Source organism: Paenibacillus sp. plas6 (genome assembly GCF_057221655.1).
In genome coordinates this window covers 1,093,771-1,120,331 of sequence record NZ_CM170151.1, presented here as the reverse complement: position 1 = coordinate 1,120,331, position 26,561 = coordinate 1,093,771, and the positions used below count along the sequence as shown (strand labels likewise).

The following is a 26,561-nucleotide window of genomic DNA, read 5'->3' as shown; positions in this document are numbered from 1 at the left end:
AGATATTCTAAACTTCTATTAAGTTCTTAAGTTTGAACTGGTTCAATCAAATCATTAAGAAAAGGGGTATGCAAATGAATTTCAGAAAAACAGTAGGAATTAGCTTGTCTGCTGTACTTGCTTTAGGTTTAATTGCTGGCTGTTCAAGCAGCAGCAACAGTAATGGCGGTTCGAATAATACACCTACAGCCACGCCAAAGACGACAGAAACAAGCAATGCATCGACTCCTGCGGATACAGGAAAAGAACCTGTTACGCTCAAATGGGCACTGTGGGACTGGGAGGCAACAGCTTACTATGAACCACTTATTGAAGCCTACACTAAAGAAAATCCTCACGTTACGATTGAATACGTCGACCTTGGCTCTACCGATTATATGACTATGTTAAGCACACAATTATCGGGCGGAGCAGATCTTGATGTACTTGCAATTAAAGATATTCCAGGTTATGCGAACCTAGTTAAACAAAATCATTTGGAACCGCTTAACGGCTTTATTAGTGAGCAAGGCATTAATACTGATCTATATGGCGGCACAGTAGAGCAAATTTCAATAAACAACGAAGTGTATGCGCTTCCTTTCCGCAGTGACTTCTGGGTACTTTTCTATAACAAAGATTTATTTGATAAAGCGGGAGTTCCTTATCCAGACAATGATTTGACGATGGATGAATACGAGGAGCTAGCTAGAAAATTAACTTCTGGCTCTGGAGCTGACAAAGTATATGGCGCTCACCATCACACATGGCGCAGTGCTGTTCAATTGTTTGCAATTTTGGACGGTCAACATACGATTGTTGACGGCACTTATGACTTCTTGAAACCAACTTATGAGCGCATTTTAAAAATGCAAGATGATGGTATCATTATGGACTATGCAACATTAAAAACATCTAGCACGCACTATTCTGGGGTGTTCTACAACAACTCCGTTGCAATGTTGAACATGGGCAGCTGGTTCATCGCTACGCAAATCGAAAAAGTCAAAAGCGGTGAGTCTCAAGCTGTTAACTGGGGAATTGTCAAATATCCTCATCCAGATGGCGTAGAAGCAGGTACGACATTAGGTACAATTACTTCGCTAGCCGTTAACAAAAACTCTAAAAATAAAGAAGCAGCACTTGATTTCTTAAAATTCGTAACTGGTGAAGCAGGGGCAGAGGTTATTGCTTCCACTGGTACAATTCCAGCTATTAAAAATGATGAAGTTCTTAAATATATTTCTAGCATTGATGGATTCCCACAAGACGAAAACAGTAAAGAAGCTTTGAACACGTATAAAACTTATTTAGAAATGCCGCTGCATGAAAAGAGTGCAGATATTGAGGTTATTCTAAATGAAAACCATGACAACATTATGACAAAAAATACAACGATCGATGAAGCTATTCAAAATATGAACGAACGAGTAGCACAAGTTTTAAACAATTAGTTAGTGTCCTGTAAATGAGCTAAGAGGCGGAGCAAGGTCCGCCTCTTTCTAACTAGAGAAGTGACAGTAGGTTTGGAGGGGAGAACATGCAAAGAGATGCGACACTAAAAACTGAAAAAAACAAGGGCTCGTTCTTATCAAAGAAAGTCAGAGATCATTTGGTCGCATATAGCTTTATTGCGCCGAACTTCATCGGTTTTGCTGTATTTACACTCGTCCCAATGATATTTGCACTTATTTTAGCTTTTGTTAAATGGGATGGAGCTAACCCTATGGTTTATGTTGGGTTAGATAATTTCACTAGATTGATTAAGGATTCTACCTTTCATAAAGCGCTATGGAACACGGTGGTATATACCGTTGGCGTTGTGCCGTTAACGATGGTATGTGCCCTGGCACTTGCCATACTATTAAATCAAAAAATTGTAGCAAGAAACTTCTTAAGAACTGCTTTTTTCTTCCCGTACGTTGCTTCGCTAGTTGCTGTGGCGGCGGTGTGGAACTTTATTTTCAGCCCGACAATGGGGCCGATAAATAATATTTTGCATGCGATAACAGGCATACCGATTGAGGAGCTTCCACGCTGGGCAGCAGATAAGGATTGGGCGATGTTTACCGTTGTGTTATTTACGGTATGGAAGAATATGGGCTACTATATGGTTATTTATTTAGCTGGTCTTCAAGGAGTAAACCAAGAGCTTTATGAGGCGGCTGAGCTGGATGGGGCAAATGCATGGCAGCGATTTAGAAACGTCACGATTCCACAATTAGCACCAACAACATTCTTTGTGTTAATGATTTTGATCATTAACTCGTTCAAGGTGTACGACATCTTTATTAACCTATTTGCTGGGGCTGATAACCAGTTAAATGATTCGACACGCGTACTGGTTTATCAAATCTATAACACAGCCTTCCGCTCACTGGATTATGGCTATGCAAATGCGATGGCGATCGTGTTATTCCTTATCGTTTTGGGCATCACCTTAGTTCAGTTTGCTGGCGAGAAGAAATATGGTCAATAAGGAGGACACAAGAATGATTGGAGCTAAAAAGAAAACTCATTATGTATGGATAACACTGGCTTATATCGCACTTGCAGCTGTTGCCTTTATTATGATCATCCCATATATATGGATGTTGTCCTCCTCATTTAAATTGAATAAAGATGTATTTTCCTTTCCAATGGTGTGGATTCCGGAAACTCCGCGCTGGGAGAATTATATAGACATATGGACGAAAATTCCGCTAGGCAAATTTATTTATAATACAGCTAAATTATCGGTTATCGTTACTTTGTTGCAGCTGCTATCATCAAGTTTTGCAGCTTATGCCTTTGCTAAGCTTCGCTTTATCGGCAGAAATACGTTATTTCTATCCTATATTGCAACGATTGCAATTCCATGGCAAGCCTATATGGTGCCGCAGTTTATTTTGATGCGCGAGTTTGGCTTAAACAATACACATTTGTCAATTATATTTCTTCAAGCGTTTTCAGCATTTGGCGTATTTTTGATGCGGCAATTTTATCAGAGCATTCCAGATGAGCTAGTTGAGGCAGCGCGGATTGATGGCTTAAGTGAGTACGGAATTTGGGCACGATTAATGCTGCCATTGTCCAAGCCTGCATTATCAACTTTAACGATCTTTACATTTGTTGCGACATGGAATGACTTCCTTGGACCGATGATTTATTTAACCAAAACTGAGCTAAAGACCATTCAAATCGGTCTGCGCATGTTTATTTCACAATATTCAGCAGAATATGGACTGATTATGGCAGCAAGTGTTGTTTCAATTATTCCAGTCTTGGTCATCTTTTTAGCGTTGCAAAAGAACTTTGTGCAGGGCGTAGTTACTTCAGGGATAAAGGGCTAATGATTCATTATTCTTATTGATTAATGTTTCAAGGAGGAATGAAGTAAATGAAGAGACGAAATCTCGTCAGGAAAGCATGCTCAATTTTTCTCGCAGCAGCATTGGTGCTAGGCTTATTTTCACCTGTCCAGCTGCCGCATGTTGCAGCGGATTCGGTTGTTACAATTTATGGTGCTGCTTATGCTGGAGCTCAAGACCTTAGCGATACGACTTTACCAAGCAGTATAACAATTGATGAAACAGCTGTTCCGGTGACTTGGCATATTGCTGGAGATACTTTCGCTGTACCATATGAAACAGTAACAGTTACCGGTACTGCTGGCAGCGAAACTGTGCTTGCGGAAGTACTTATCATTCCACCACAAGAAAATACACTGAAGTACTTCGTTGATAGCGGAAGAGGCGGGGATTCTGAAGGGAATGGGGCAACCGCTTCTCCATTTTACAATGCAGTGAAAGCGTTAACAGATGGTACTTTGTTAAATGAGCAGCCAGATCAACGGTATGAAATTGGAATTACGGATTGGGGCTTTGATGATTCCATTTATAAAGTTAGAAACTCAAAAACTGGTAATTTAACTGACCCAGCTACTGATCCCTCTATCTGGAAAGTAGGCTTACGTGCTCATCCAGATTATTCGCATATCGAATATAAGCTAAAAGCTTTGGAGCAAGGAACGTATACGATTAGCAGCGGATTTTATGACTGGTACGGTAATCGCTACCGTGAAATACATCCGCAGCTAGAATATACAAATTTAGCTGGCGAGAACCAGATGATTTATATGACACAATTCAATACAAGTTCGACAAAGTTTACGTCTTATGAATTTACGATTCCAGCTGATGTCGATACGAGTGTTCCAATGACATTGACCTATGCATATACTTCAGGGGAAAAACCGATACTTAGCTGGTTTGCAATTGCTGAAGGAGCAATCAAACATTATATTGATGACGCTCGTCAAGCAGCAGCCTCTGTGGTCAATGTATTGTTAAATGGTAATGATATTAAAGCTGATAATAAAAATGGATTAACATTTAAAGGCTTTGGCGTATTAAGTGCTAATAGTACAAGTGCACTGCTAATCGATTATAAGTACGAGCATCCAGAAGTGTATGAAGAAATGCTGCAAATTTTATTTGGCGGCGATAATCCAATAATGACCCATGTGAAAATTGAGATGGGTAACGACCGCAACAACTCAACCGGTCCAGACCCAGCGACGATGCGTACTGAAGATGAGGAGGCAAATGTCAGAAGACATCCTGGTTTTTTGCTGGCTGCTGATGCCAAAGCAATTAATCCCGATGTTAAAGTAAGTCTGCTGCGTTGGAATGCCCCGGCATGGGCAAATGCAAACGATAAAATTTACAAATGGTATAAAAATACGATTCTAGCTGCTTATCGTGAATTTGGCTATATGGTAGACTATGTCAACCCGTATATTAACGAGCATGCCCCTGATTTAACTTGGACGAAGGAGTATGCTAATCGTGTGAAAACAGATCAAGATGGCTTTGCAAGTGCAGAGGAGCAAGCACTGTATAACAAAATTAAGGTAGTCATTTCCGATGAGGTAGGTATCGGCAGCTTTGGCGGTGCGATGGTTAGTGATGCTTCGCTAAGAGAGGCTGTTCCAGTGGCTGGTTATCACTATAATACTGATGATGATAGTTCAGGCAATTTTAAAAGGCTTGCTGAGCAATATGATATCGAGGTTTGGAACAGTGAAGCGCAAGCCACCTTTAGTAATTCAGCGTTCCGTCCAAATAACAATATGAAGCTTCCGTCTGTAGCGGGAACAGGTATTGGCGGTACAGGAAGCGCATTGGAAATGGCCAATACGATTATTAAAGGCTTTGTCAATTCTCGCCGTACGCACTTCATCTATCAGCCTGCAATCGGATCATTCTATGAGGGAGGACAATATTCATTTAAGGAGCTATTAAGCGCACGTGATCCATGGTCTGGCTGGATTCATTATGATGCTGGCTTAGTCGTTTTGCAGCATTTTAGCAGATTCGCCAAAATTGGTTGGGAGAATGAGGATAACAGTGCGGGAATATGGCGAGCTGTTCCGCAAGCAAGCTCCACAGGGGCTACTGGGACAAATCCAGTTGATGGGCGTAATGGTTTGCCAAACTATATTACATTAGCTGCTCCAGATAAAAGTGACTTCTCAACGATTATCGTAAATGACAGTGAATATTCGAGAATTTATAAAATTAGTGCAATCAATATGAATATTAGTGGTAATCCTGCGCTAGAGGTATGGGAAACTCGTGCCGCTGAACAGGGAGAAGCATTTAATACCAATTATATGTCTTATCGCGGTGAGGTAAATGCAGATGGTAGCGGCTATTATACGGTACAAGTTAAGCCTTACTCAATCGTTACAGTTACAACATTAGAAGCAGGCAGCTATACACCGCTTCCTGTTGAAGGGGAACGTACCTTATTAGATACTGACGCAACAGGCAAGGTGCAAAATACAACGGATAATATCCTTTACGCTGATGATTTTGACTATCCGCAAAGCTATGTTGATGAACGTGGCGGGGTAACAGGAGCAATTCCGCGTTATACGCATGATCGCAACGGAGCATTCGAGGCTTATTTGGATGAGTCAGGTGAAAATTATGTGCTTCGTCAGCAGCTAGATCGCTCCATAATGGGACTTGGCGGTACATGGAATAACGGTGAGCCAGTGACAGCTATTGGCGATAATCGTTGGCTGAACTATAAGGCAAGTGTTGATGTATCGTTTGAAAACAATAGCACACAAGGCGGGGCAAACTACGCAGCGATCGGTGCAAGATATCAAGGTGGTGGCAATTCACACAGTATTAGCGGCACGCCTTATGTGTTGAAGTTCTGGTTCGATGGCGGTTGGCAGCTAGTTATTCATAACAGCGTTGTGGCAAGCGGTAATGTTGCGACTGGCACAGGAGGCGTGCAAATTGCAGACTTCAATACTGCATATAATGCTTGGCATAATCTTGCGATCGAGGTGGCAGGCAATAAAATTACGGCTTTCTTGGATGGCGTGAAGCTAGCTTCTTATGTAGATGCTAATCCAAAGCTATCAGGTCGTGTCGATCTTGCAAGCGGATATTATCATGTTCGTTTTGATAATTTATTAGTTGAAACAGTGGATGGTTATACGCCATATTACACCGAGTTATTAGATAATTTGGAAATGCATGATTTGGCTCCGCAACCAGCAGTTAAATTAATCTATGACGGTGCGTGGAGTCATGAAAACGGCAAAGGGATGTACCATTATCAACGTTCACTTTCTACTAATACAGGAGCAGGTGCAACGTTAAGCTATAGCTTTACTGGAACTGGAATTGATTTATTAGGTCCAAATGATGGCACAGCAAGGCTAGAGGTAACGGTTGATGGTGAAGTGCTTGTTCCAGCAGCTAGTACAAATGCAGCCAATGAATTGTATCAAACCTATTCGCTGCGCGGCTTAGCCTATGGCACACATACCGTGCAATTTAAAGTGCTTAGTGGAACATTAGTTGTTGACGCAGTTGCTGTAGTTGATGGAACAGTAATTGGTGATGTTGATACAACCGAGTTGCAAGCTTTACTTGCTGAAACAGAGGATGTTGAGCGTGATGATGAAATTTCTGAGTCAAGCTGGCAACGTTTTGTGGCAGCACGTCACGCTGCGAATGAGGCAGTGACTCAACCAGAGGTTTATCATCTCGATCAAGAAGGAGCAAAGCAAATCCATGATCGTTTGCTAAATGCATATTATCAGCTTCTATATAACGATGTGCGTGAGCTTAAGTCGCCTATTTATTTAGCAACCTATGAGGGTGAAACTCCTAATTTGCCAAGTGAAATTGAAGCGATTCGTGAGGATAATTCGACAATATTAGTTCCTATTAATTGGGATTTAGAGGATGTTAGCTTTGATACTCCATATTCCCAAGTGACAGTAATTGGAACATTAGGAGCGCTTACGACTACAGCATACATTGAAGTTGTGCCGAAAGACATCGTTTATTTTGTTGATATTAATGCGGTTAGTGGCTCTCTTGGATATAATTCACCAGCTTATTTATCGATTGCTGAACTTGCAGCTAACAGTGGCAAACCGCTGCTTAATGACAAACCTGACCAGCCATTTGATGCAGATAGCGGTTGGGGGCATGAAGCACGTGATGCTAGCGGTAATTTAAGAAACAATTATAAAGGTGTTGTAGCAGGTCCATACAGCAAACAAACTACAACAGGAATGTACGGCGAAAATCAAAACGGTTCAACAGTGACGTATACATTTGCTAATTTGCCGGCTGGAGATTATACGTTAACTTTGGGCTCCTATAGCTGGTGGCCTAGTAACACTCGTACTGCCGATGTTAGCTTAATTCATGATGGAAGCAGCACAGTGGTTGATACCTTTGTGCTAAATAGCAGCAACTATAGTATCGTACGCTCATATCCTGTTACTTTGCAAGCGGATGGCACGCTTAAATTAGAACTAAAGGCTGTCCAAAATAATCAGGCTCCGATGCTTTCCTTTGTTGGGATTGCAGCAGTCGAAAAAGAGCCCGGGGAAGATAATGAGCCAATTAGAGTTATTAATGATGGTGATCTTAAATTTGGCTTAGGTGATTCTATCGATTTACCAGATAGATTAGATGTAGAAAAAGGTGAGCGGGTTTATTCTGATGTTCCTGTTGTATGGGATCAAGCCAGCTTAGCAAAAGCTTCGTTGACGCTTGGTACAACAACTGTGCAAGGAACATTAGGCGGTGAACTTTCTGGTCGCAATGTGGAATATGCAATAACTATTACTTTGCCTGATCATATGATTTATTTTGTCAATCCAGCGTCAGGTCCAGTTGCGCAATATGAGGAGTTAGTTGCTGATTATGTTGCAGAAAAAGGTCAAACCTTGCGCCATGAGGTGCCAGAGCAAGAGTATGATCCGGATAATGGAAATACATGGGGCTATATTAGCGGCAATAGTACACTTCGCAGCAGCACAGCGAATCTCTTTGAGAGTTTGCGTTATGTTAATAGCAGCTCGCCTCGCAGCTTAATTTATAAGTTTGAGCTTGAGACAGGAAGTTATAACGTATTCCTAGGCTTCTACGATCCATGGTATTCCAGCTCGCAGGGCTACCGTTTAGCTAATACGATTATTAATGGTTTAACTGTGGAAAGCAATCGAGTATTAACTTCCTCTTATGATATTGCAGGACATAAAGCAATCGAGCTAACTCAGGACGGCGTAATGGAGATAGAAATTGCTCCTGCAAATACAGGTAATCATTCAGATATTCAGCTAAGCTGGATCATTATAGCTAAGACCACTGGAGAAGTAGAGGTTCCAGATACGGAGAAACCAGTAATTACTTTGCTAGGCGATGCTTATGTTGAGGTAGATAACGGTGCAACCTATGTCGATGCAGGTGCAACGGCAGCAGATAATCAAGATGGCGATATTACGGATCGCATTCTGACTGTGATTACTTATGAAGGTCATATAGTAACTGAAATTGATACTACAAAAGCTGGTACGTATATAATTCATTATAACGTAAGTGATACTGCAGGCAATGCAGCGGATGAAGTGATACGTACGGTTGTGGTGAAGCAGGCAACAGAGCCAAATGAGCCTACGCCAATGCCGACTCCAGAGCCAACGACGGAACCGACACCAACGCCGACACCGGAGCCAACGACGGAACCGACACCGACACCGGAGCCAACGATGGAACCAGCACCGACACCGACACCGGAGCCAACGACGGAACCAGCACCGACACCGACACCGGAGCCAACGACGGAACCAACAACCGAGCCAACGACGGAACCGACACCGACACCGGAGCCAACGACGGAACCAACAACCGAGCCAACACCGGATCCTACATCGACACCAACGTCAACTCCAAGACCAACATCAAGACCGATTTCTACACCAGCACCAACACCGACTCCAGTACCTTCACCAACCTTACCAGCAACTACACAACAATTGACAGGTGATGACTTAAAGCAAGGAGATGGTACTGAAGTTATTGTTCAGGTAGCGGATAGTAAAGATGCAGTATATGTGCCAAGCAATGCAGCAGAATTTGTTGGTAAGCAAGCATTGCAGCTTAAACAGCAACAAGTCAGCGTTCAAGTAAGTAATAAGCTGTTCATGCAGCTAATGCAGGCTGCGACTAATCTTAATGCAACCGGTGTGACTGTGCAAATTCTAGCTCATGAACAGGCTCGTCAACAAGCGGTGAAGCGAATCGCAGAGCTCGCGACTACAAATACAGCATTTTCTGTGGCTAGTACAATTGTGGATCTTAACTTTGACCTAATACTAGCAAATGGTGATAGCATTCCAGTAACAGAACTGACAGAGCAAGTATCAGTATCGTTTGTCATAAACGAAGAGGCGAATGCTCAATTGCTTGGTGTTTATAAACTAACTGCTGATGGCTCATTGCAATATATTGGCGGTACTTTAGTGAATGGAGAAGTACAGGTACAAGTGGATCAGCCAGGTCAATATGTAGTGCTTGAGTATAATAAGCAATTTGAGGATGTGAGCGATTCATTCTGGGCAAGCGACGTGATTAAGCAATTGGCAGCAAAGCATATCGTTAATGGTGTTTCAGATGAACACTTTAAGCCAAATAGCAACGTAACGAGAGCCGAATTCACAGCCCTCATAGCAAGAGCATTAGGATTGACACCAGAGGAAAGAGTTCAAATTTCCTTTAGTGATGTAAAAGCAGAAACATGGTATACAGATTCGGTTATTGCAGCTGCGAAAGCTGGCATTATCCAAGGCAGAGGCAATGGGCAATTTGAGCCGAACGCTCCAGTAACTCGTGAAGAGATGGCAGTTATGATTGTGCGAGCTTATGAGTATGCACTGGGCAAAAAGGTGCAGGCAACTGATTCAGCATTCACTGATATAGATAAAGTTAGTGAATGGGCAAAATCCTCAGTTTTTGCTGCCCAACTTCTAGGGATTATCAAGGGTTATAGCGACGGTAGCTTTGCTCCGCAAGCTATAACGACTCGCGCCGAAAGTGTGCAAGTCCTCTACAATTTGTTGCAGCTTTTGGAGTAGAGGTTGAAGCATAAGGGAACAGATGTGCTGGATAAAGTGAATGAAAACAGATTTAGAAATGCGTAGGCAGTCAAAGCAAGCTAGCTTGTCGCAGCGGTTCGTGGTCTTTTTTAAGGCTACAGAAGCTGCCAAGCTAGCTCTTCTACGAGGCTAGAGTGATGATTAATTCGGAGCGGAACAACAAAAAAGGCTGCATAGAGAAGTGAACAAAGCTACAAGCGGAGGAAAAGCCATCTGGAAAGCGAAGAGGTCCGCCTTTAAACCTGTGCTGACAGATGGAAAAAGAGTGGAGCATCAGGTTTAAAAAGCGGATGAAAGATGGTTATTCCGGAGCGCAGAAAAGCAAGAGGCAGGCATGCTTCGAAGAAGGAGCAAAATTCAACGGAGCGTAACAACATGAAGGCAGCATAGAGAAATGAACAAAGCTGCAAGCGGAGGAAAAGCCATCTGAAAAGCGAAGAGGTCCGCCTTTAAACCTGATGCTGACAGGTGGAAAAAGAGTGGAGCATCAGGTTTAAAAAGCGGATGAAAGATGGTTATTCCGGAGCGCAGAAAAGCAAGAGGCAGGCATGCTTCGAAGAAGGAGCAAAATTCAACGGATCGGAACAACAAAAAAGGCTGCATAGAGAAATGAACAAAGCTGCAAGCGGAGGAAAAGCCATCTGGAAAGCGAAGAGGTCCGCCTTTAAACCTGATGCTGACAGATGGAAAAAGAGTGGAGCATCAGGTTTAAAAAGCGGATGAAAGATGGTTATTCCGGAGCGCTGAAATAGGAGGAGTCAAGCATGACTATTAGACCTAATAATTTTGTAGAAGATATACATAATGAATCCTATGAGGATGTATATCGCAACAAGCTAATAACTCACGAATCATTTGTTTATGATCGCGGTAGAGAAAAAGAATCGCTCAATGGAAGATGGAATTTTGGCATCGACCAATATGATACATGCATTCGTGCAAAATGGTATGAGGAAGTAACAAAGGATGCAGAGGGGCGCGATCGTCCGATAGATTTTAGCTTTGATCAATGGGAAACGATTCAAGTGCCGTCTGTATGGAATACGCAAAAAGAAAAATGGCTGTTATATGAAGGCAGTGCAGTATATACTCGGCGATTCAAATATATTCATCGTGGCGAGGAACGTATATTTCTTAAATTCGGTGCTGCAAGCTATGAAGCAAAAGTGTTTTTAAATAAGCAGTATTTAGGGATGCATCAAGGAGCCTCAACTCCATTTTATTTAGAAGTGACTGGCAAGCTTTTAGAGGAAAATCGAATTATTGTCGTTGTAAATAATACACGAAAGCGCACAAATGTCCCATGTGAAAATACTGACTGGTTTAATTATGGCGGACTTTATCGCGATGTTGAGTTAATTCGCTTGCCTAAAGCATTTATTAAAGAGATGCATATTTATCTTGTACCAAATAGTCAATTTTCCTCTATTGCTGTTGAATTGCAAATTGATGGAGCAAATGAGCAGGGCGGAGAGGCTTATGTCACGATAAAGGAACTGGGTATTAATGTAGCTATTCCGATCATAGAAGGTAAAGGCAAACTAACGTTGAATGCTTCACCGGAACTATGGAGTCCTGAAAATCCAAAGCTCTATGATGTTCAACTTCGTTATGGCAATGATAGAATCAATGAACGAATTGGCTTTAGAGAGATTGTTGTTCAAGGTACTGATATTTTCTTAAATGGTCAACCCATTTATTTGAAAGGCATTAGCACTCATGAGGAAAGTGTACTAAATGGCAAAGCAATGACCGATGACGAGATTCGCGAAAATTTTCAGCTAGCTAAGGAAATGAATTGCAATTATATGCGGCTTGCTCATTATCCGCATACGGAACGGGCTGCACAAATTGCTGATGAAATGGGAATAATGTTATGGGAGGAAATTCCTGTTTATTGGGCGATTGCATTTACAAATGAAGCTACATATCGTGATGCTGCAAATCAGCTTACTGAATTAATCAAGCGTGATCGGAATCGTGCAAGTGTAATTATTTGGTCGGTAGGCAATGAAAATGCAGATACTGATGCACGGCTTCACTTTATGAGCAGTCTCACTAAGCTGGTTAAAGAGCTGGATCAAACACGTCTTGTTTCGGCTGCTTGTATGCTCGATCATATTAACCATATTATTGACGACCGTTTGGCTGAATATCTAGATGTGATAGGTGCAAACCAATATTATGGCTGGTATCAGACGGATTTTAACAATTTAATTAAGCTGTTTGAAAATAGTCGTCCTACAAAGCCAGTTATCATTACAGAGTTTGGAGCGGATGCTAAACCGCATCACAGAGGTACAGCAGATGAGAAGGGAACAGAGGATTGTCAACTCGACATCTATAAAAAGCAAATTAGCGTACTTGAGAAAATTCAATATGTTAAAGGATTAAGCCCATGGATTCTTTATGACTTCCGCTGTCCACGCCGCTTACATTTTACACAGGAGTATTATAATACAAAGGGCTTACTTTCAGCAGATAAAACCTATAAAAAGCCTGCCTTTTATGTAATGCAGGAGTATTATGCGAGGAAGTGAGTGAAAAGTAAATAAAAAGAGTGACTAGTTCCCTTAATGATAGACAAATGAAAAAGTTAATGTCTATCGTAAGGGACTATTTTTTCTGTGGTAGATTGTGGGGGCTACATATGGATGTTTTTTAAATGGAATTTTGATATAATGCTAAAGTGTGATAATAACTCGTTAGAGATTATATGCAGGCGTATAGCAGAACGTCTCGAAACAAAGACGCTTCGCTTTTTTTTTGTTTATGGATGTTGGATGACTAGAGTCATTCTGTCTATACATAGTTAATCTATTTAGTCAAAGGGAAGTGTGATGATGTTTGCCCAGAAGTTGAACTTATTGAGACAACTAGTGAAAAGAGATGTAACGAGTAGATATAAGGGCTCATATTTAGGAATAGTTTGGTCATTTATTATTCCTCTATTAATGCTAGTTGTTTACACTTTTGTATTTAGTGTGGTTTTTGAGGCTCGTTGGAATATTGAATCTACTAATAAAGTAGAATTTGCCCTTATTATCTTTTCAGGTATGACAGTATTTAACTTTTTCTCTGAGGTTTTAAATCGTTCTTCTTCTTTAATAGTAAATAACGCTAATTATGTAAAAAAAGTAGTATTTCCGTTAGCGATTCTACCAATTTCTATTACAATTTCTGCGCTAGTTCAAGCAATGATCAGTGTTATTATTTTAATTATTGGAATTTGTATTTTTATGGGTGGAGTAAGCCTAACGATCTTATATTTACCTTTAGTACTTCTTCCTGTTGTATTAATGAGTTTTGGATTAAGTTGGTTTCTTGCTTCAATAGGTACTTATATTAGAGATGTAGGTTATATCGTTAATGTTTGTACAAGTGCATTAATGTTTTTGAGTCCGATCTTTTATCCTGTATCATCAGTGCCAGATTCTCTAAAGTTTTTATATTATCTTAATCCATTAAGTTATACTGTGGAAGATATGAGAAAGGTGTTACTATGGAATGAGGCACCTGATTTCACATGGCTAGCAATTGGAACTATCATAGGTTTAGTTGTTGCAGCATTAGGTTACCTATGGTTCAAAAAAACGAGACGGGGGTTTGCAGATGTATTATAATCCGTCGATATCCGTGGTTAATGTAAGTAAAAGTTATCGAATGTATGAAAAACCGCAAGATCGATTAAAGCAATTTTTCTATCGCGATAAAAAGAAACTTTATACTGAATTTTGGGCTTTAAGAAATGTATCATTTGATGTATTTAAAGGACAAACGATTGGTATTATTGGGAAAAATGGTTCGGGGAAAAGTACGTTGTTACAGATTGTCACTCAGACATTACAACCTAGTGAGGGACAAGTAAATGTAAATGGACGAGTAGCTGCACTTCTAGAATTAGGTAGTGGCTTTAATCCGGAATATACAGGTAGAGAGAATGTATATCTTAACGGCAGCATCATGGGATTATCAAAAGCTGAAATTGATGCAAGAATGAGTGATATTGAAAATTTCGCTGAAATTGGGACATTTATTGATCAACCAGTTAAAGTATATTCATCAGGGATGTTTGTCAGATTAGCTTTTGCTTGCGCTGTTAATGTAGACCCAGATATCTTAATTATTGATGAAGCTCTTGCTGTAGGTGATATGCAATTTCAATTAAAATGTATGGAAAAAATGAAGTCATTTAAAAAAGAAGGCAAGACGATTTTATTTGTAAGTCACGATACTTATTCTGTGAAAAACTTTTGTGATGAAGTTATCTGGATGAAGGATGGACAGATTCACATGCGAGGTAATGTCCAAAGGGTAACGGACTTATATGAGGATTATATGAGAAACAATGAAAGTGTTGTTGCTAGTGAGGTTGATTTACAAGCTCACGTTGATGAAAATACGTTTTTAACAATAAATAAAGTGAATTTTATTAACGATGAAGGGCAAGTAAGCAATATCTTGAAATTTGGCAAAAAACTTATTGTAGATGTGGAGTATACTTTGCATCGTTCTATAGAAGGAATAGTAGGTGGAGTTGCTATAATTGATAGCCAAAATACTTATGTATGTGGATTAAATACTAAACTAGATAGATATTCACTACCTAGTGAACCTGGTGTATACCATTTGCAGTGCTGTTATGATAAATTGAATTTACTTCCGGGCACATACTTTATTGATGTAGGCTTTTTTGAGAGTTCTGCAGTGGCAAGATTAGATTATAGATCAAAAATTAGTTCATTCACTGTAAGTTCAGATGAGTATTTAGCAGAAGGAATTTCATATTTAGAGCATGAATGGAATTGTAAAGGAAAGTGAAACTAATGAAGTACAGTGTTGAATTAGATATGTCAGCAGCTACATCACATACGTTAATTCTTAGTCGGATTAGACCAAATTCTAGAGTTTTAGAATTTGGTACTGCTTCAGGCTATATGACAAAGTATATGCGTGAAGTATTGAATTGTGAGGTTTACGGAGTTGAACTAGATCAAGAGGCTGCAAAATACGCTGAACCATACACAAAAATAATGATTGTTGGGGATATTGAAGAGCAAAAATGGTATGAGATACTTAAAGATGAGCAATTCGATTATATTTTATTTGCTGATGTGTTAGAGCATTTAAGAAATCCTGAGCTTATTTTGAAGCTAGTGGTCAACTTGCTTAAGGATGAAGGAAACATTATTACTTCTGTACCTAATATCTCTCATAACGCAATTATTATGGAATTAATGCAAGGGAAATTTGAATATAAGCCGATCGGATTGTTAGATGAAACACATATCAAATTCTTTACTAGAACGAATGTGTTAAAAATGCTTGAGTACGCTGGATTAGCTCCAATTGAATGGTTGGTTACACAAAGAAAGCCTGAGACTACTGAGTTTAAGCAGGATTATCGATACTTCCCTATTGAAGTACGTAAATACTTGCAATCTCGTCCTGATGGCGATGTGTATCAATTTGTAACCGTTTCAGGAAAAAAAGAATTTGTTAATAATGATAATTTGTTTGAATCAGAATATATCAATTACTTGGACTCTGATTTTATACAGATTTTTTGGGGATCAAAATCAGTTTTTTCTGAGGAACATTCGGTTCGAAAGGTTCATCAAGTAACTGAAGAAATAGTCAGCTATAATTTGAAATTACCTATAGGAGCATTAGGGGAAGTAAGAATCGATCTTTCAAGTGAACTATCATGTGGAGAAATTCATGATATTCAAATTTACTCAGAAGATAAATCAAATGTAGTTTATTCTTGGGATAAAAAAGCTACATCACTTAGTTTCTATAACCTTTCATTGATTCAACATAATAATTTTGTTGAGTTTATTACGACAAGTAATGACCCGCAGTTTGTGATAAATAATTTTAGCTTAAGTGAAGCTGATAGTCATTGGTATATAGAAATTAAGGTGAAAATAAAAAAAGATGTCTCTCAGATAATCAATTATCTTGTTCATAAGCTTGGTAGTTATGGTAATCAAACTCAAATGAATGATATAGAGTTACAGAGAGAAAGAGAGCTAAATGAACAACTTAAACAGAAAATTAATATGTTAGAACAAAGAATTTCTGATTATGACAAGATAGTTTCTCAATATGAGAATATTTCTAAGATTAATACAACTATTGAGAAAATTTGTGAAGTAATAGAACATCAACATATTGAGAATAAAGACGATTTAAAAGAAGCATTCGAAGGTCTTTCTAGAATGGTTCAAAATATAAATGATATATCTCAAAACATTTTTAACGACCAATCAAAAATTCAAAAGCATATTTCTAGTGTAGTAGAAAACAATCAGATTCAATTATTAGAAATTAAGCAAATACTAAATAAACCTAATTTAATAAAAAGAATCTATAGGAAGCTTGTTAAACGATGACCGAATATGAGGTGTAAGTATTGAATACGATTGATATAATAATCCCAGTCTATAATGCACCGGATGAGTTGGCTGAATGTGTGGAATCTATTCTTAGACATAAAGATAATGTGCCGTTTAGAATTATCATTATCAATGACTGCAGTCCGGATCCTAATGTGAAAAAGTATTTAGCAACACTAAATAATGCAGAGGATATTATTATTCTAGAAAATGAAATTAATTTAGGATTTGTTGGTACAGTTAACAAAGGAATGAATTATTCTAATAATGATGTCATTTTATTAAATAGTGACACAGTTGTTACTGAAAAATGGTTGAAGAAATTATATGAAGCTGCATATTCTCATGATTCGGTAGCTACAGTAACACCATTTACTAATAGTGGTACAATTTGTTCTCTACCAAACTTTTGTGAAGATAATGATATTCCAGAAGGCTTTACTGTAGATAGTTTTGCTTATTTTATTGAGCAAATATCTGAAAAAAGTTATCCTGAATTGCCAACAGCAGTTGGTTTTTGCATGTATATAAAGCGTAAAGTTATTCAAGAAATTGGTGTATTTGATGCAGAGACATTTGGAAAAGGATATGGTGAAGAAAATGATTTCTGTTGTCGCGTAATCGAGCATGGTTATAAAAATATACTAGCGGATGATACATTTATTTATCATAAAGGCTCGATGTCTTTTCAAGGTGAAAAGGCAAAACTAGTTAATGAAAACCTAAAAAAGCTAAATCAAAGATATTCTTATTATGAACAATCTGTACATGATTTTATCCATCTATATAATCCGCTGAAACATATCCATGAAGCAATACATTTACGCATGCCTCAGTATAAAAACAAAGAGCAAACTAAAGGGAATGCTCTTTTTATCATGCACAATTTTTTTGATCAGCCTTATAATCATCCTGTAGGTGGAACTGAATATCATGTCAAAGATTTAGTTCTGCATATGGAAGATTATAATGTATATGTATTGGTAACTAATGGAACAGAATTGGTGTTGAAACATTTTCGAAATGGAATCGAAATTATTAAGTACAGATTTGGCTTAACAACCCCAATTACATTAACACATTTTCATCATAAAGAGTATGCCGAGATCTTTGAAAAAATTATTAGTACTTTTGAAATTGATTTCGTACATATTCATCATTTAATAAAGCATTCTTTTGATGCGCCATATATCACTAAAAAATATAATATTCCAGTCTATTTTACGTTACATGATTTTTATTTATATTGTCCTAGAATTAATCTGTTAGATGAAAATAATGAATATTGTTTAGACAAACGAACACAGGAGAAATGTAATACTTGTCTTAAGTCATCTCATCATTTCCATACTGATTTTATATCTGTTTGGAAACAGCAAGTAAAAGAAATGATGAAACAAGTAGATTATTTTTTTGCTCCGTCTCAATCAACAAAAGATATTTTTGCTGTTGATTTTCCAGAGATTATAGACAAAATAACTGTAATAGAACATGGTTTAGACTTGAGCAAGAAAAAGGTAGATTCTCCAACGAAAAAAGAGAAGCTTTCAATTGGCTTTTTAGGAGGATTATCACCGACCAAAGGAAGTAATCTAATCTACGAGTTAATTACAAGTTATAAAAATAAAAACATTGAATGGCATTTGATTGGTGGAATTGGAGATCAGCGACTTAATCTCTTAAATCAATCAAATGTAATTAAGCATGGTCCTTATCAAAGAGAACAGTTATCAGATATACTAGACAAACTTGATATTGATATTATTGCATTATTATCTCCATGGCCAGAAACTTATTCTTATACACTATCAGAGGCTTGGAAACACAAAATCCCTGTTTTTGTTACACCAATGGGGGCATTAAAAGAACGTGTAGAAAAAACAGGCGGGGGTTGGATAACAAAGGGAACAGATCTTCAGTCAATAAAGAGTGCTTTGGATAGCATTCTCTATAATTTGGACAAAGAAATGAAAAGAGTGCAGTCTAATATTGAGAATATTGCGTTTCTTTCTAACAAAGAAATGGCTAATGTATATTTAGCTCTTTATGAAAGAAACATAACTGCAAGTACTAGCGGCTCACAGCTAAAATTTTCTAATCGTGAGATAAGCAATGCAATCAAATATTATTATCCGACTAGTGATAAAACTATTGATACTAGTTACACAACACAATTAGAACATGAGTTGTATCTAATAAAAAGTACAATTGGATATAAAGTGTTAGAAAGATTAAGAAGACAGCATAATTGGGTGTTGCGGATTGGCAAAAGATTAATTTATTTCATCCTTAAAATAAAAAAACGTACTTAATGTACATGATTATAGAAGGTATCTAAATGTTTATTAGTGAGAAAAAAGTAGATATACTTATGGCTACCTATAATGGTGAAAAGTATATTAAGCAACAATTAGATAGTTTATTGAATCAAACTTTTTCTGACTTCAATTTAATTATTGCTGATGACAAATCTACTGACTTTACTTTAGAAATCTTATTAGACTATCAAAAAAGAGACTCTAGGATTCATGTTATTCAGAATGAGATTAACCTAGGTGTAATTAAAAATTTTGAACAACTCATTAATTTATCAAATGCAGAATATTTTATGCTTTGTGATCAAGATGATGTGTGGCTAGAAGAAAAAATTGAGAAATCATTAGATGCTATCAAAGAGACAAATGCAATGATAGCATTTACTGATTTACAATTAGTAGACCAAGATTTGAATGTAAAACAACAGTCGTATCTAAAATATCAAGGGATTAGTGAGATAAAAAATATTCATTGGAAAACACTGTTAGTTCAAAATATTGTAACTGGGTGTACGATAATTGCTAATAAAAAGATAAAAAAATACGCTTTACCCTTTCCGAAAAATATTCCAATGCATGATGCATGGTTAGCACTAGTTGGAGCTGTACATGGTGAATTAAAATATATTAATATTGTAACTCTTCAATATCGTCAACATGAGTCGAATGTTATTGGGGGACACAATAGTTATGATAGAATGAATTTAATTAATAATAGTTATACAGTCTTTCTTAAAAAACGCGAATCTGTTATTAAAGATAATATTAATAGCTTACTTTCATATAAAAAAATTAATGAAAATGAAGTAATAGATAGTATTAATATTTTGATAAATTATTATAATAAGTTTTTAAGAATTAAGTATTTTAAATTTAGTCTAGACGGTTTTGTTTTTAAATTAAAGTTTAAGAGTTTCGGTTTATTTAGAAATTTATGGTGGATTATATACTTGAATTTTCCGATAATAGCTTATGTAATGTTGATGATCAGGCAAGCTCTTAGGTAGTGGTGCATACAACAGCCATTTTATAGATAAAACCTACTTACTGTTATTTTTAAAATTTCAACATTTCCATGTTAAAAGGAGCTTTTTATATGAAAGGCATCATTCTCGCAGGGGGAAGCGGCACGCGCTTATATCCGCTGACACGTTCAGTTTCAAAGCAGTTACTACCAATTTACGACAAACCGATGATCTATTATCCCTTGTCTGTGTTAATGCTAGCTGGAATTAAAGATATATTAATTATTTCTACACCTGAGGACACGCCGCGCTTTAAGCAACTATTAGGTAATGGACAAGAGTTAGGAATTTCTTTATCTTATGCTGTGCAGCCTTCGCCAGATGGACTGGCACAAGCGTTTATTATCGGTGAAGAATTTATTGGTGATGATTCTGTTGCTTTAATATTAGGCGATAATATTTTTTATGGTCATCAATTTACCTCGATGTTGGAGCGAGCAGCTGCAAGAGACAGCGGTGCAACGATATTTGGTTATAATGTTAAAGATCCTCAACGCTTTGGCGTCGTCGAGTTTGATGAAGAAGGAAAAGCTATCTCTATAGAAGAAAAGCCTGCAGAGCCAAAATCAAGCTATGCTGTTACAGGCTTATATTTCTATGATAACGATGTTGTAGAAATAGCAAAGTCAATTAAACCTTCAGCACGTGGAGAATTAGAAATAACGGATGTCAATAAGGTTTATTTAGAGGCTGGGAAGCTGCATGTTGAGCTTCTAGGACGAGGCTTCGCTTGGTTAGATACTGGAACACATGAATCGTTGCTGGAAGCATCCATCTTTATCGAAACGATTGAACGTCGACAAAGTTTAAAGGTCGCTTGTTTAGAGGAAATTGCCTATCGTAAAGGTTACATAAACAAGCATCAATTGTTAGAGCTTGCTGAACCGCTTAGCAAAAGCGGCTATGGACAATATTTAATTGAGCTTGCAAATAGAAAGCTATAGATAAGGAGATATAAAAGTGAACATTCTTGCAACAAACTTGGCAGATGCATATATATTAGAGCCTAAAGTTTTTGGAGATCATCGCGGCTTTTTTATGGAAAGTTATAATGCGGCAGTGCTTGAAAAGCATGGCATCTCAATAAACTTTATTCAGGATAATCACGCACTATCTAAAGAAAGTGGCGTGCTGCGCGGAATGCATTACCAGCTCGAACCGTATGCTCAGACGAAGCTGGTACGTGTAACACGAGGTGCAGTTTATGATGTTATCGTTGACTTAAGAGTCGGCTCGCCTACATATGGGAAATGGCAAGGTTTTATTTTAAGTGAGGACAATAAGCGACAACTGCTCGTTCCTAAAGGATTTGCACACGGATATTGCACCTTAGTCGAGCATACTGAGTTTCTGTATAAAGTGGATAACTACTATTCTCCTGAGCATGATCGTGGAATCGCTTGGAATGATCCTGATTTAAATATCGATTGGCCGATTTCAAATCCGATATTATCTGAAAAAGATACGAAACAACCGTTTCTGAAAGATTTAGAACCTCAATTTATTTATAAAGGGTAAGGAATGAGAGAGATGAAAATAGTAGTAACGGGTGGAGCAGGCTTTATTGGCAGCAATTTTGTGAACTACATGGTTGCAAAATATCCGAATTACAAAATTGTGAATGTAGATGCGTTAACTTATGCCGGAAATCTAGAGAATTTGAAGCAATCTGAAGGAAAGCCTAATTATCAGTTTGTAAAAGCAGATATTACAGATGCTGCAACAATGGATTCGCTTATTGCAGATGGAGTTGATGCAATTATTAACTTTGCTGCAGAATCCCATGTTGATCGCAGTATTACGAATCCAGGCGTTTTTGTGCAAACAAATGTGCAAGGCACTCAAGTTTTGTTAGATGCTGCACGAAAATATAAGGTGCAAAAGTATGTTCAAATTTCAACAGATGAAGTTTATGGCTCGTTAGGAGAAGAAGGCTATTTTACTGAGCAAACTCCACTTGCTCCGAATAGTCCTTATAGTGCTAGTAAGGCGGGAGCAGATCTGCTAGTACTTGCCTATCATGAAACATATGGCTTACCAGTAAACATTACACGTTGTTCTAACAATTATGGACCATATCATTTTCCTGAAAAGCTTATTCCGTTAATGATTATTAATGCTTTGCATAATAAGCCGCTTCCAGTGTATGGAAACGGTAAAAATGTGCGTGACTGGTTGCATGTAAGTGATCATTGTACTGCGATTGATTTGGTACTTCATAAAGGAAGAAGCGGTGAGGTTTACAATATTGGCGGTCACAATGAAAAACGGAATATAGATGTAGTTAAAGAAATACTTAAGCTACTCGGTAAACCTGAAAGCTTGATTCAATATGTTGAGGATCGTTTAGGCCATGATCATCGTTATGCAATTGATCCGACTAAACTTCAACAAGAGCTGGGCTGGAAACCTAAATATACGTTTGAAACAGGGTTAAAGGAAACTGTGCAATGGTATTTAGATAACCGCGAGTGGTGGGAAAATATTATTTCTGGCGATTATCAAAACTATTATAAACAGCAGTATGGTGGAAAATTATGATGAAGATTATGGTTACGGGAGCTAATGGACAATTAGGACAAGAGTTGGTAAAGCAATTGTCTGCAAGTGAGCATAAGCTTTTTGCCTTTACGAAAGAGCAATTGGATATAACAGACAGTGAGCAAGTTTTAGCGGTATGTGATGAATTGCGACCTGATGCAATTATTAATGCCGCGGCATATACGAATGTCGACGGAGCAGAAACCAATCCTGAACTTGCATTTCAGGTTAACGCCATAGGGCAGCGGAACCTTGCTGTAGCAGCAGAAAAAATCGGAGCAAAGATTTGTTATGTCAGCACAGACTATGTGTTTAATGGACAAGCGACTACGCCATACAATGAATATAGTCAGACCGAGCCGTTAGGGGTTTATGGGCAATCGAAGTATGCTGGAGAGTGTTTAACTTCCTCATTAAGCAGCAAGTACTTTATTGTAAGAACGGCATGGGTCTATGGTGAGTATGGTGCTAACTTTGTTAAAACAATGCTAAGATTGGCAGAGGAGCGGGATCAACTTGGTGTAGTTCATGATCAAGTTGGCTCACCTACCTATACCGTTGATCTAGCACAATTTCTAATAGAACTAATCGCAACAGAAAAGTATGGGATTTACCACTGCACAAACAGCGGAACATGTTCATGGTATGAGTTTGCATTAGAAATTTTTAAGCTGGCAAACAAACAAGTTACCGTTAATCCATTGACAACGGATCAGTTTCCACGTCCAGCTAAACGTCCTGCATATTCTGTACTAGGTGATTTAGCATTAAGATTGAACGGCTTTGAACCACGAAGACACTGGAAAGAAGCTTTAAAAGAATATTTAACTGATTCTGCTATCCAATGAGGTTTATAAAGGTTTATATGAATAAGATTAAATGTTCAGATAAATAGTTTATCTGAACATTTTTTTCTTTATTCGTAAATTCTTTAATATGAACAGCTACTATAAAAAGTTAACTATATAGATTAAGTTTATATGTAAAGCTCACTTGACATTATTAAACCCATATTTTATATTTATTGTAAAGTTAACTTTACATTAGGGGGCTATTGTGTGGAAAATCGCATTCGCGATCTGCGCAGCCAGTTCAATATTACTCAGGAGCAATTGGCAGAGCAGGTAGGTGTATCTCGTCAGTCCATTATTGCCATAGAAAATGGGCGATATAATCCATCCTTAGAACTTGCGTTTAAAATTTCACGTTCATTTCAACGGTCAATTGAAGAAGTGTTTATTTTTGAAAAGGAGGAGTAATGATGGAGTTACTTGGACTGTATGGCGGTCTAACACTTGCTGTAATAGGCTGGTTTTTTGGAAGGAAAGCAGCGCATAACAAGGGACGTATGGATGAATTGCAAGTTCATATTATGCTAAAAGCACGTTCTTTTTCTTGGTTCATGACGATTGCGGCGATTTATTTATTAATGTCCTTACACATTGTAGGAGTAAAGCTAAACATTATGCCTTCCTTGTCAATCCTATTGTTCGTTATGCTTGCAAGCTGGGGGATAGCTAGTGTTGTATATGCGATGGGCTTTACAGGGATAAAAATGAAAAAAGCAATCATTGTATCGTCAATCTTAATTGGTATCTTGCTGCCCTTATTATTTGTTGTAATAGCTCTGCTCATCGATAATTGGAAAGTGATATTGGCCGCTATTCCTCCGATTATGATCAATATCGTAACGACAATTACTGCTCTACGTAACGCAAACGAGGAACTTAAACAATAACGCACATAAATTTAATGCATAGTCTACGGAATTTTATATTCCAGACTATGCATTTTTTATTAGTGTAAATAAATAAAAAATAATAGTGTTATTTATGAAACAACCAGTATAAAATTACAAATTATTCAATTATGTGATTTTTCGCACAGATTAAACAGCTATAACTGTTACAGTAAAAATATAAATAAATATTAACACACATTACCAAAAAGGAGAAATAGTTATGATAAAAAAATTATTTCAATCGATTCGAACGAAGGTTTTTGGTATATATATGATTATTCTTATAGGATCTTTTTCAGTACTTTGTTATCAGCAAGTTAATGTTGCTACGAATGTAATTGAAAATGAAGCTCTAGAAAAGGCAAAAGCTGATTTGCAAATGAGCTATCATATAATAGACCTAGAAATACCAGGGGAATGGCATATTAAAGAAAATCAATTGTATAAAGGAACAACATTAATTAATGGTAACAATGATATGATTGATATGCTTGGTCAATTTACAAATGGTGATACTGTAACTATTTTTATGGGAAATACTCGTGTAGCTACAAATGTAGTAACTGATAATGGCGAACGAGCCATCGGCACAACGATATCCAAGGCAGTAGAGCAACAGGTTTTAGTTAAAGGTGAAAATTTCTATGGAACTGCAAATGTAGTGGGGAATAGCTATCAGGCTGCATATATGCCTTTAAAAAATGAGACAGGCGAAATTGTTGGGATACTATATGTAGGCGCTCCTGATGCAAATGAACGAATTCAATTAATAAAGGATGAGCTATTGCAAAAAGTTGTTTTAGAAGCATCCATTATTCTAATAGCCGCATTTGCATTGATTTATTTGTTTACTCGCCCAATGATACAACGGATTCAAAGTACTGTAAAAGTATTAGATTCTGTAGCAAATGGAGATTTAACTGCTCATGTGCCAAAAGTTAAAATGAATGATGAAATTGGACAACTATTACACTCAATAGAGAAAATGATAGGTCATCTTAAAGAGCTTATATCTAAGGTAGCTTGTACATCACATAAAGTTTCAATGGCTTCTAAGCAGCTTGTGCAAAGTACAGAGCAAACAACGAAATCAGCAGAGCAAATTAGTGAGGAAATTAACCAAGTTGCAATCGGTGCTGACAAGCAAAAAAGCAGCTTAACTTCGGCGACTATTGCTACCAATGAAATTGCTTCAGGGATGCAGCAGACAGCTATTGTGATACAGGATATGACGGAGTTTGCAGTTTCAGTGAATGAAGAAGCAAACGCAGGTCAACAAATCGTTGAAGCTACGATTAATCAGATGAAAATGATCGATCAGACGGTATCAAAGGCATCCGATGTAATTGAGCGATTAAATGAAAAAACGATGCAAATTAGCAGTATTGTTACAATGATTTCTGAAATAGCGAATCAAACACATTTATTAGCGTTAAATGCCTCAATAGAAGCGGCGCATGCTGGCGAGCATGGTGCAGGATTTAGTGTAGTAGCTCATGAAGTGAAAAAGTTAGCAGATCAATCTCTTAAGTCCGCAGATGAAATTCGTGAGTTAATTGAAATGGTACAAAGAGAAGCTGAGCACGCCGTAAGCTCAATGAGACAAGGAGCAGTCGTGGCACAACAAGGAATAAGCTATGTAAACAATTCTGGGAATATGTTTAAACATATTGTTCATGCCATAGGTCAGCTATCCGCACAAAGTCAGGAAATTTCCGCGATCGTAGAGGAAGTTCATGCGAATACTGATCATATGGTTCATGTTATGGATCAAATTTTAGTGGTTACCAATGAGGCTTCTGATCGAGCACAGGTAGTTAATACAGAAATTGAGGAGCAAACGTCCTCAATGGAGGAAGTATCAGCTGCATCCTTACAGTTAGGAGAAATGTCGGTTGAACTTGAGCGTCTAATTGAGCGTTTCAAAATTGATTAGAATCTTTTAAGATTTTTCATAAATGTAAAACGCTATTTTTATAGAATTATAGATGTAGCGCTAATTTTAGCTAATTAAGTGGAAGTGGTCTCTCTCATTACCCTTCTTTTACCATCATAAGTTATGACAATATTCCTGTATAATGAGGCAAGCAGGAGGTC

Annotated in this window: 18 protein-coding genes; all 18 read left to right on the top strand. The window is 37.7% G+C overall.

Annotation, left to right across the window (positions count from 1 at the left end; all coding sequences use genetic code 11):
• The first annotated feature begins 74 nt into the window (after window positions 1–74).
• The 18 genes from AC2TDL_RS05060 (at window position 75) to AC2TDL_RS04975 (ending at window position 26,400) form a co-directional block, all read left to right on the top strand.
• A complete protein-coding gene (locus AC2TDL_RS05060) occupies window positions 75–1,433 on the top strand; it encodes an ABC transporter substrate-binding protein (RefSeq protein WP_484699106.1) in 1,359 nt (452 codons plus the stop codon).
• Window positions 1,434–1,519: 86 nt separating this feature from the next.
• The gene (locus AC2TDL_RS05055) at window positions 1,520–2,458 is read left to right on the top strand and encodes a carbohydrate ABC transporter permease (protein ID WP_484699104.1); all 939 of its coding nucleotides are present in this window, start codon (window positions 1,520–1,522) and stop codon (window positions 2,456–2,458) included.
• A 13-nt stretch (window positions 2,459–2,471) separates the two neighbouring features.
• Window positions 2,472–3,311 carry a carbohydrate ABC transporter permease gene (locus AC2TDL_RS05050; protein WP_484699103.1) on the top strand — a complete coding sequence of 280 codons (840 nt, stop codon included), beginning with the start codon at window positions 2,472–2,474 and terminating at the stop codon, window positions 3,309–3,311.
• A 47-nt stretch (window positions 3,312–3,358) separates the two neighbouring features.
• A complete protein-coding gene (locus AC2TDL_RS05045) occupies window positions 3,359–10,420 on the top strand; it encodes an S-layer homology domain-containing protein (protein WP_484699102.1) in 7,062 nt (2,353 codons plus the stop codon).
• A 489-nt stretch (window positions 10,421–10,909) separates the two neighbouring features.
• Window positions 10,910–11,164: a hypothetical protein gene (locus AC2TDL_RS05040; RefSeq protein ID WP_484699101.1), complete on the top strand. Its 255-nt coding sequence runs from the start codon at window positions 10,910–10,912 to the stop codon at window positions 11,162–11,164.
• Window positions 11,165–11,205: 41 nt separating this feature from the next.
• A complete protein-coding gene (locus tag AC2TDL_RS05035) occupies window positions 11,206–12,981 on the top strand; it encodes a glycoside hydrolase family 2 protein (protein WP_484699100.1) in 1,776 nt (591 codons plus the stop codon).
• 327 nt (window positions 12,982–13,308) lie between these two features.
• Window positions 13,309–14,064, top strand: a complete 756-nt coding sequence (locus AC2TDL_RS05030) for an ABC transporter permease (RefSeq protein WP_484699099.1) — start codon at window positions 13,309–13,311, stop codon at window positions 14,062–14,064.
• Window positions 14,054–15,262: an ABC transporter ATP-binding protein gene (locus AC2TDL_RS05025; RefSeq protein ID WP_484699098.1), complete on the top strand. Its 1,209-nt coding sequence runs from the start codon at window positions 14,054–14,056 to the stop codon at window positions 15,260–15,262. Before AC2TDL_RS05030 ends, AC2TDL_RS05025 begins: the two co-directional genes overlap by 11 nt.
• 29 nt (window positions 15,263–15,291) lie before the next feature.
• A complete protein-coding gene (locus AC2TDL_RS05020) occupies window positions 15,292–16,839 on the top strand; it encodes a class I SAM-dependent methyltransferase (RefSeq protein ID WP_484699097.1) in 1,548 nt (515 codons plus the stop codon).
• A 20-nt stretch (window positions 16,840–16,859) separates the two neighbouring features.
• A complete protein-coding gene (locus AC2TDL_RS05015) occupies window positions 16,860–19,154 on the top strand; it encodes a glycosyltransferase (protein WP_484699096.1) in 2,295 nt (764 codons plus the stop codon).
• 26 nt (window positions 19,155–19,180) lie between these two features.
• Window positions 19,181–20,164 carry a glycosyltransferase family 2 protein gene (locus tag AC2TDL_RS05010; protein WP_484699094.1) on the top strand — a complete coding sequence of 328 codons (984 nt, stop codon included), beginning with the start codon at window positions 19,181–19,183 and terminating at the stop codon, window positions 20,162–20,164.
• An 89-nt stretch (window positions 20,165–20,253) separates the two neighbouring features.
• On the top strand, window positions 20,254–21,126 hold the full coding sequence (rmlA, locus tag AC2TDL_RS05005) for a glucose-1-phosphate thymidyltransferase RmlA (protein ID WP_484699093.1): 873 nt from the start codon (window positions 20,254–20,256) through the stop codon (window positions 21,124–21,126).
• Between the two features lie 16 nt (window positions 21,127–21,142).
• Entirely contained in the window at window positions 21,143–21,700 is a 558-nt protein-coding gene (gene rfbC, locus AC2TDL_RS05000) for a dTDP-4-dehydrorhamnose 3,5-epimerase (protein ID WP_484699092.1), read from the top strand.
• 12 nt (window positions 21,701–21,712) lie between these two features.
• Window positions 21,713–22,723, top strand: a complete 1,011-nt coding sequence (gene rfbB, locus AC2TDL_RS04995; RefSeq protein ID WP_484699091.1) for a dTDP-glucose 4,6-dehydratase — start codon at window positions 21,713–21,715, stop codon at window positions 22,721–22,723.
• Entirely contained in the window at window positions 22,723–23,571 is an 849-nt protein-coding gene (gene rfbD, locus AC2TDL_RS04990) for a dTDP-4-dehydrorhamnose reductase (RefSeq protein WP_484701044.1), read from the top strand. The genes rfbB and rfbD overlap by 1 nt, the downstream gene beginning before the upstream one ends.
• Before the next feature lie 210 nt (window positions 23,572–23,781).
• Entirely contained in the window at window positions 23,782–23,982 is a 201-nt protein-coding gene (locus AC2TDL_RS04985; protein WP_484699090.1) for a helix-turn-helix transcriptional regulator, read from the top strand.
• On the top strand, window positions 23,982–24,461 hold the full coding sequence (locus tag AC2TDL_RS04980; protein WP_484699089.1) for a hypothetical protein: 480 nt from the start codon (window positions 23,982–23,984) through the stop codon (window positions 24,459–24,461). Before AC2TDL_RS04985 ends, AC2TDL_RS04980 begins: the two co-directional genes overlap by 1 nt.
• A gap of 223 nt (window positions 24,462–24,684) precedes the next feature.
• Window positions 24,685–26,400 carry a methyl-accepting chemotaxis protein gene (locus AC2TDL_RS04975; protein WP_484699088.1) on the top strand — a complete coding sequence of 572 codons (1,716 nt, stop codon included), beginning with the start codon at window positions 24,685–24,687 and terminating at the stop codon, window positions 26,398–26,400.
• Window positions 26,401–26,561 lie beyond the last annotated feature (161 nt).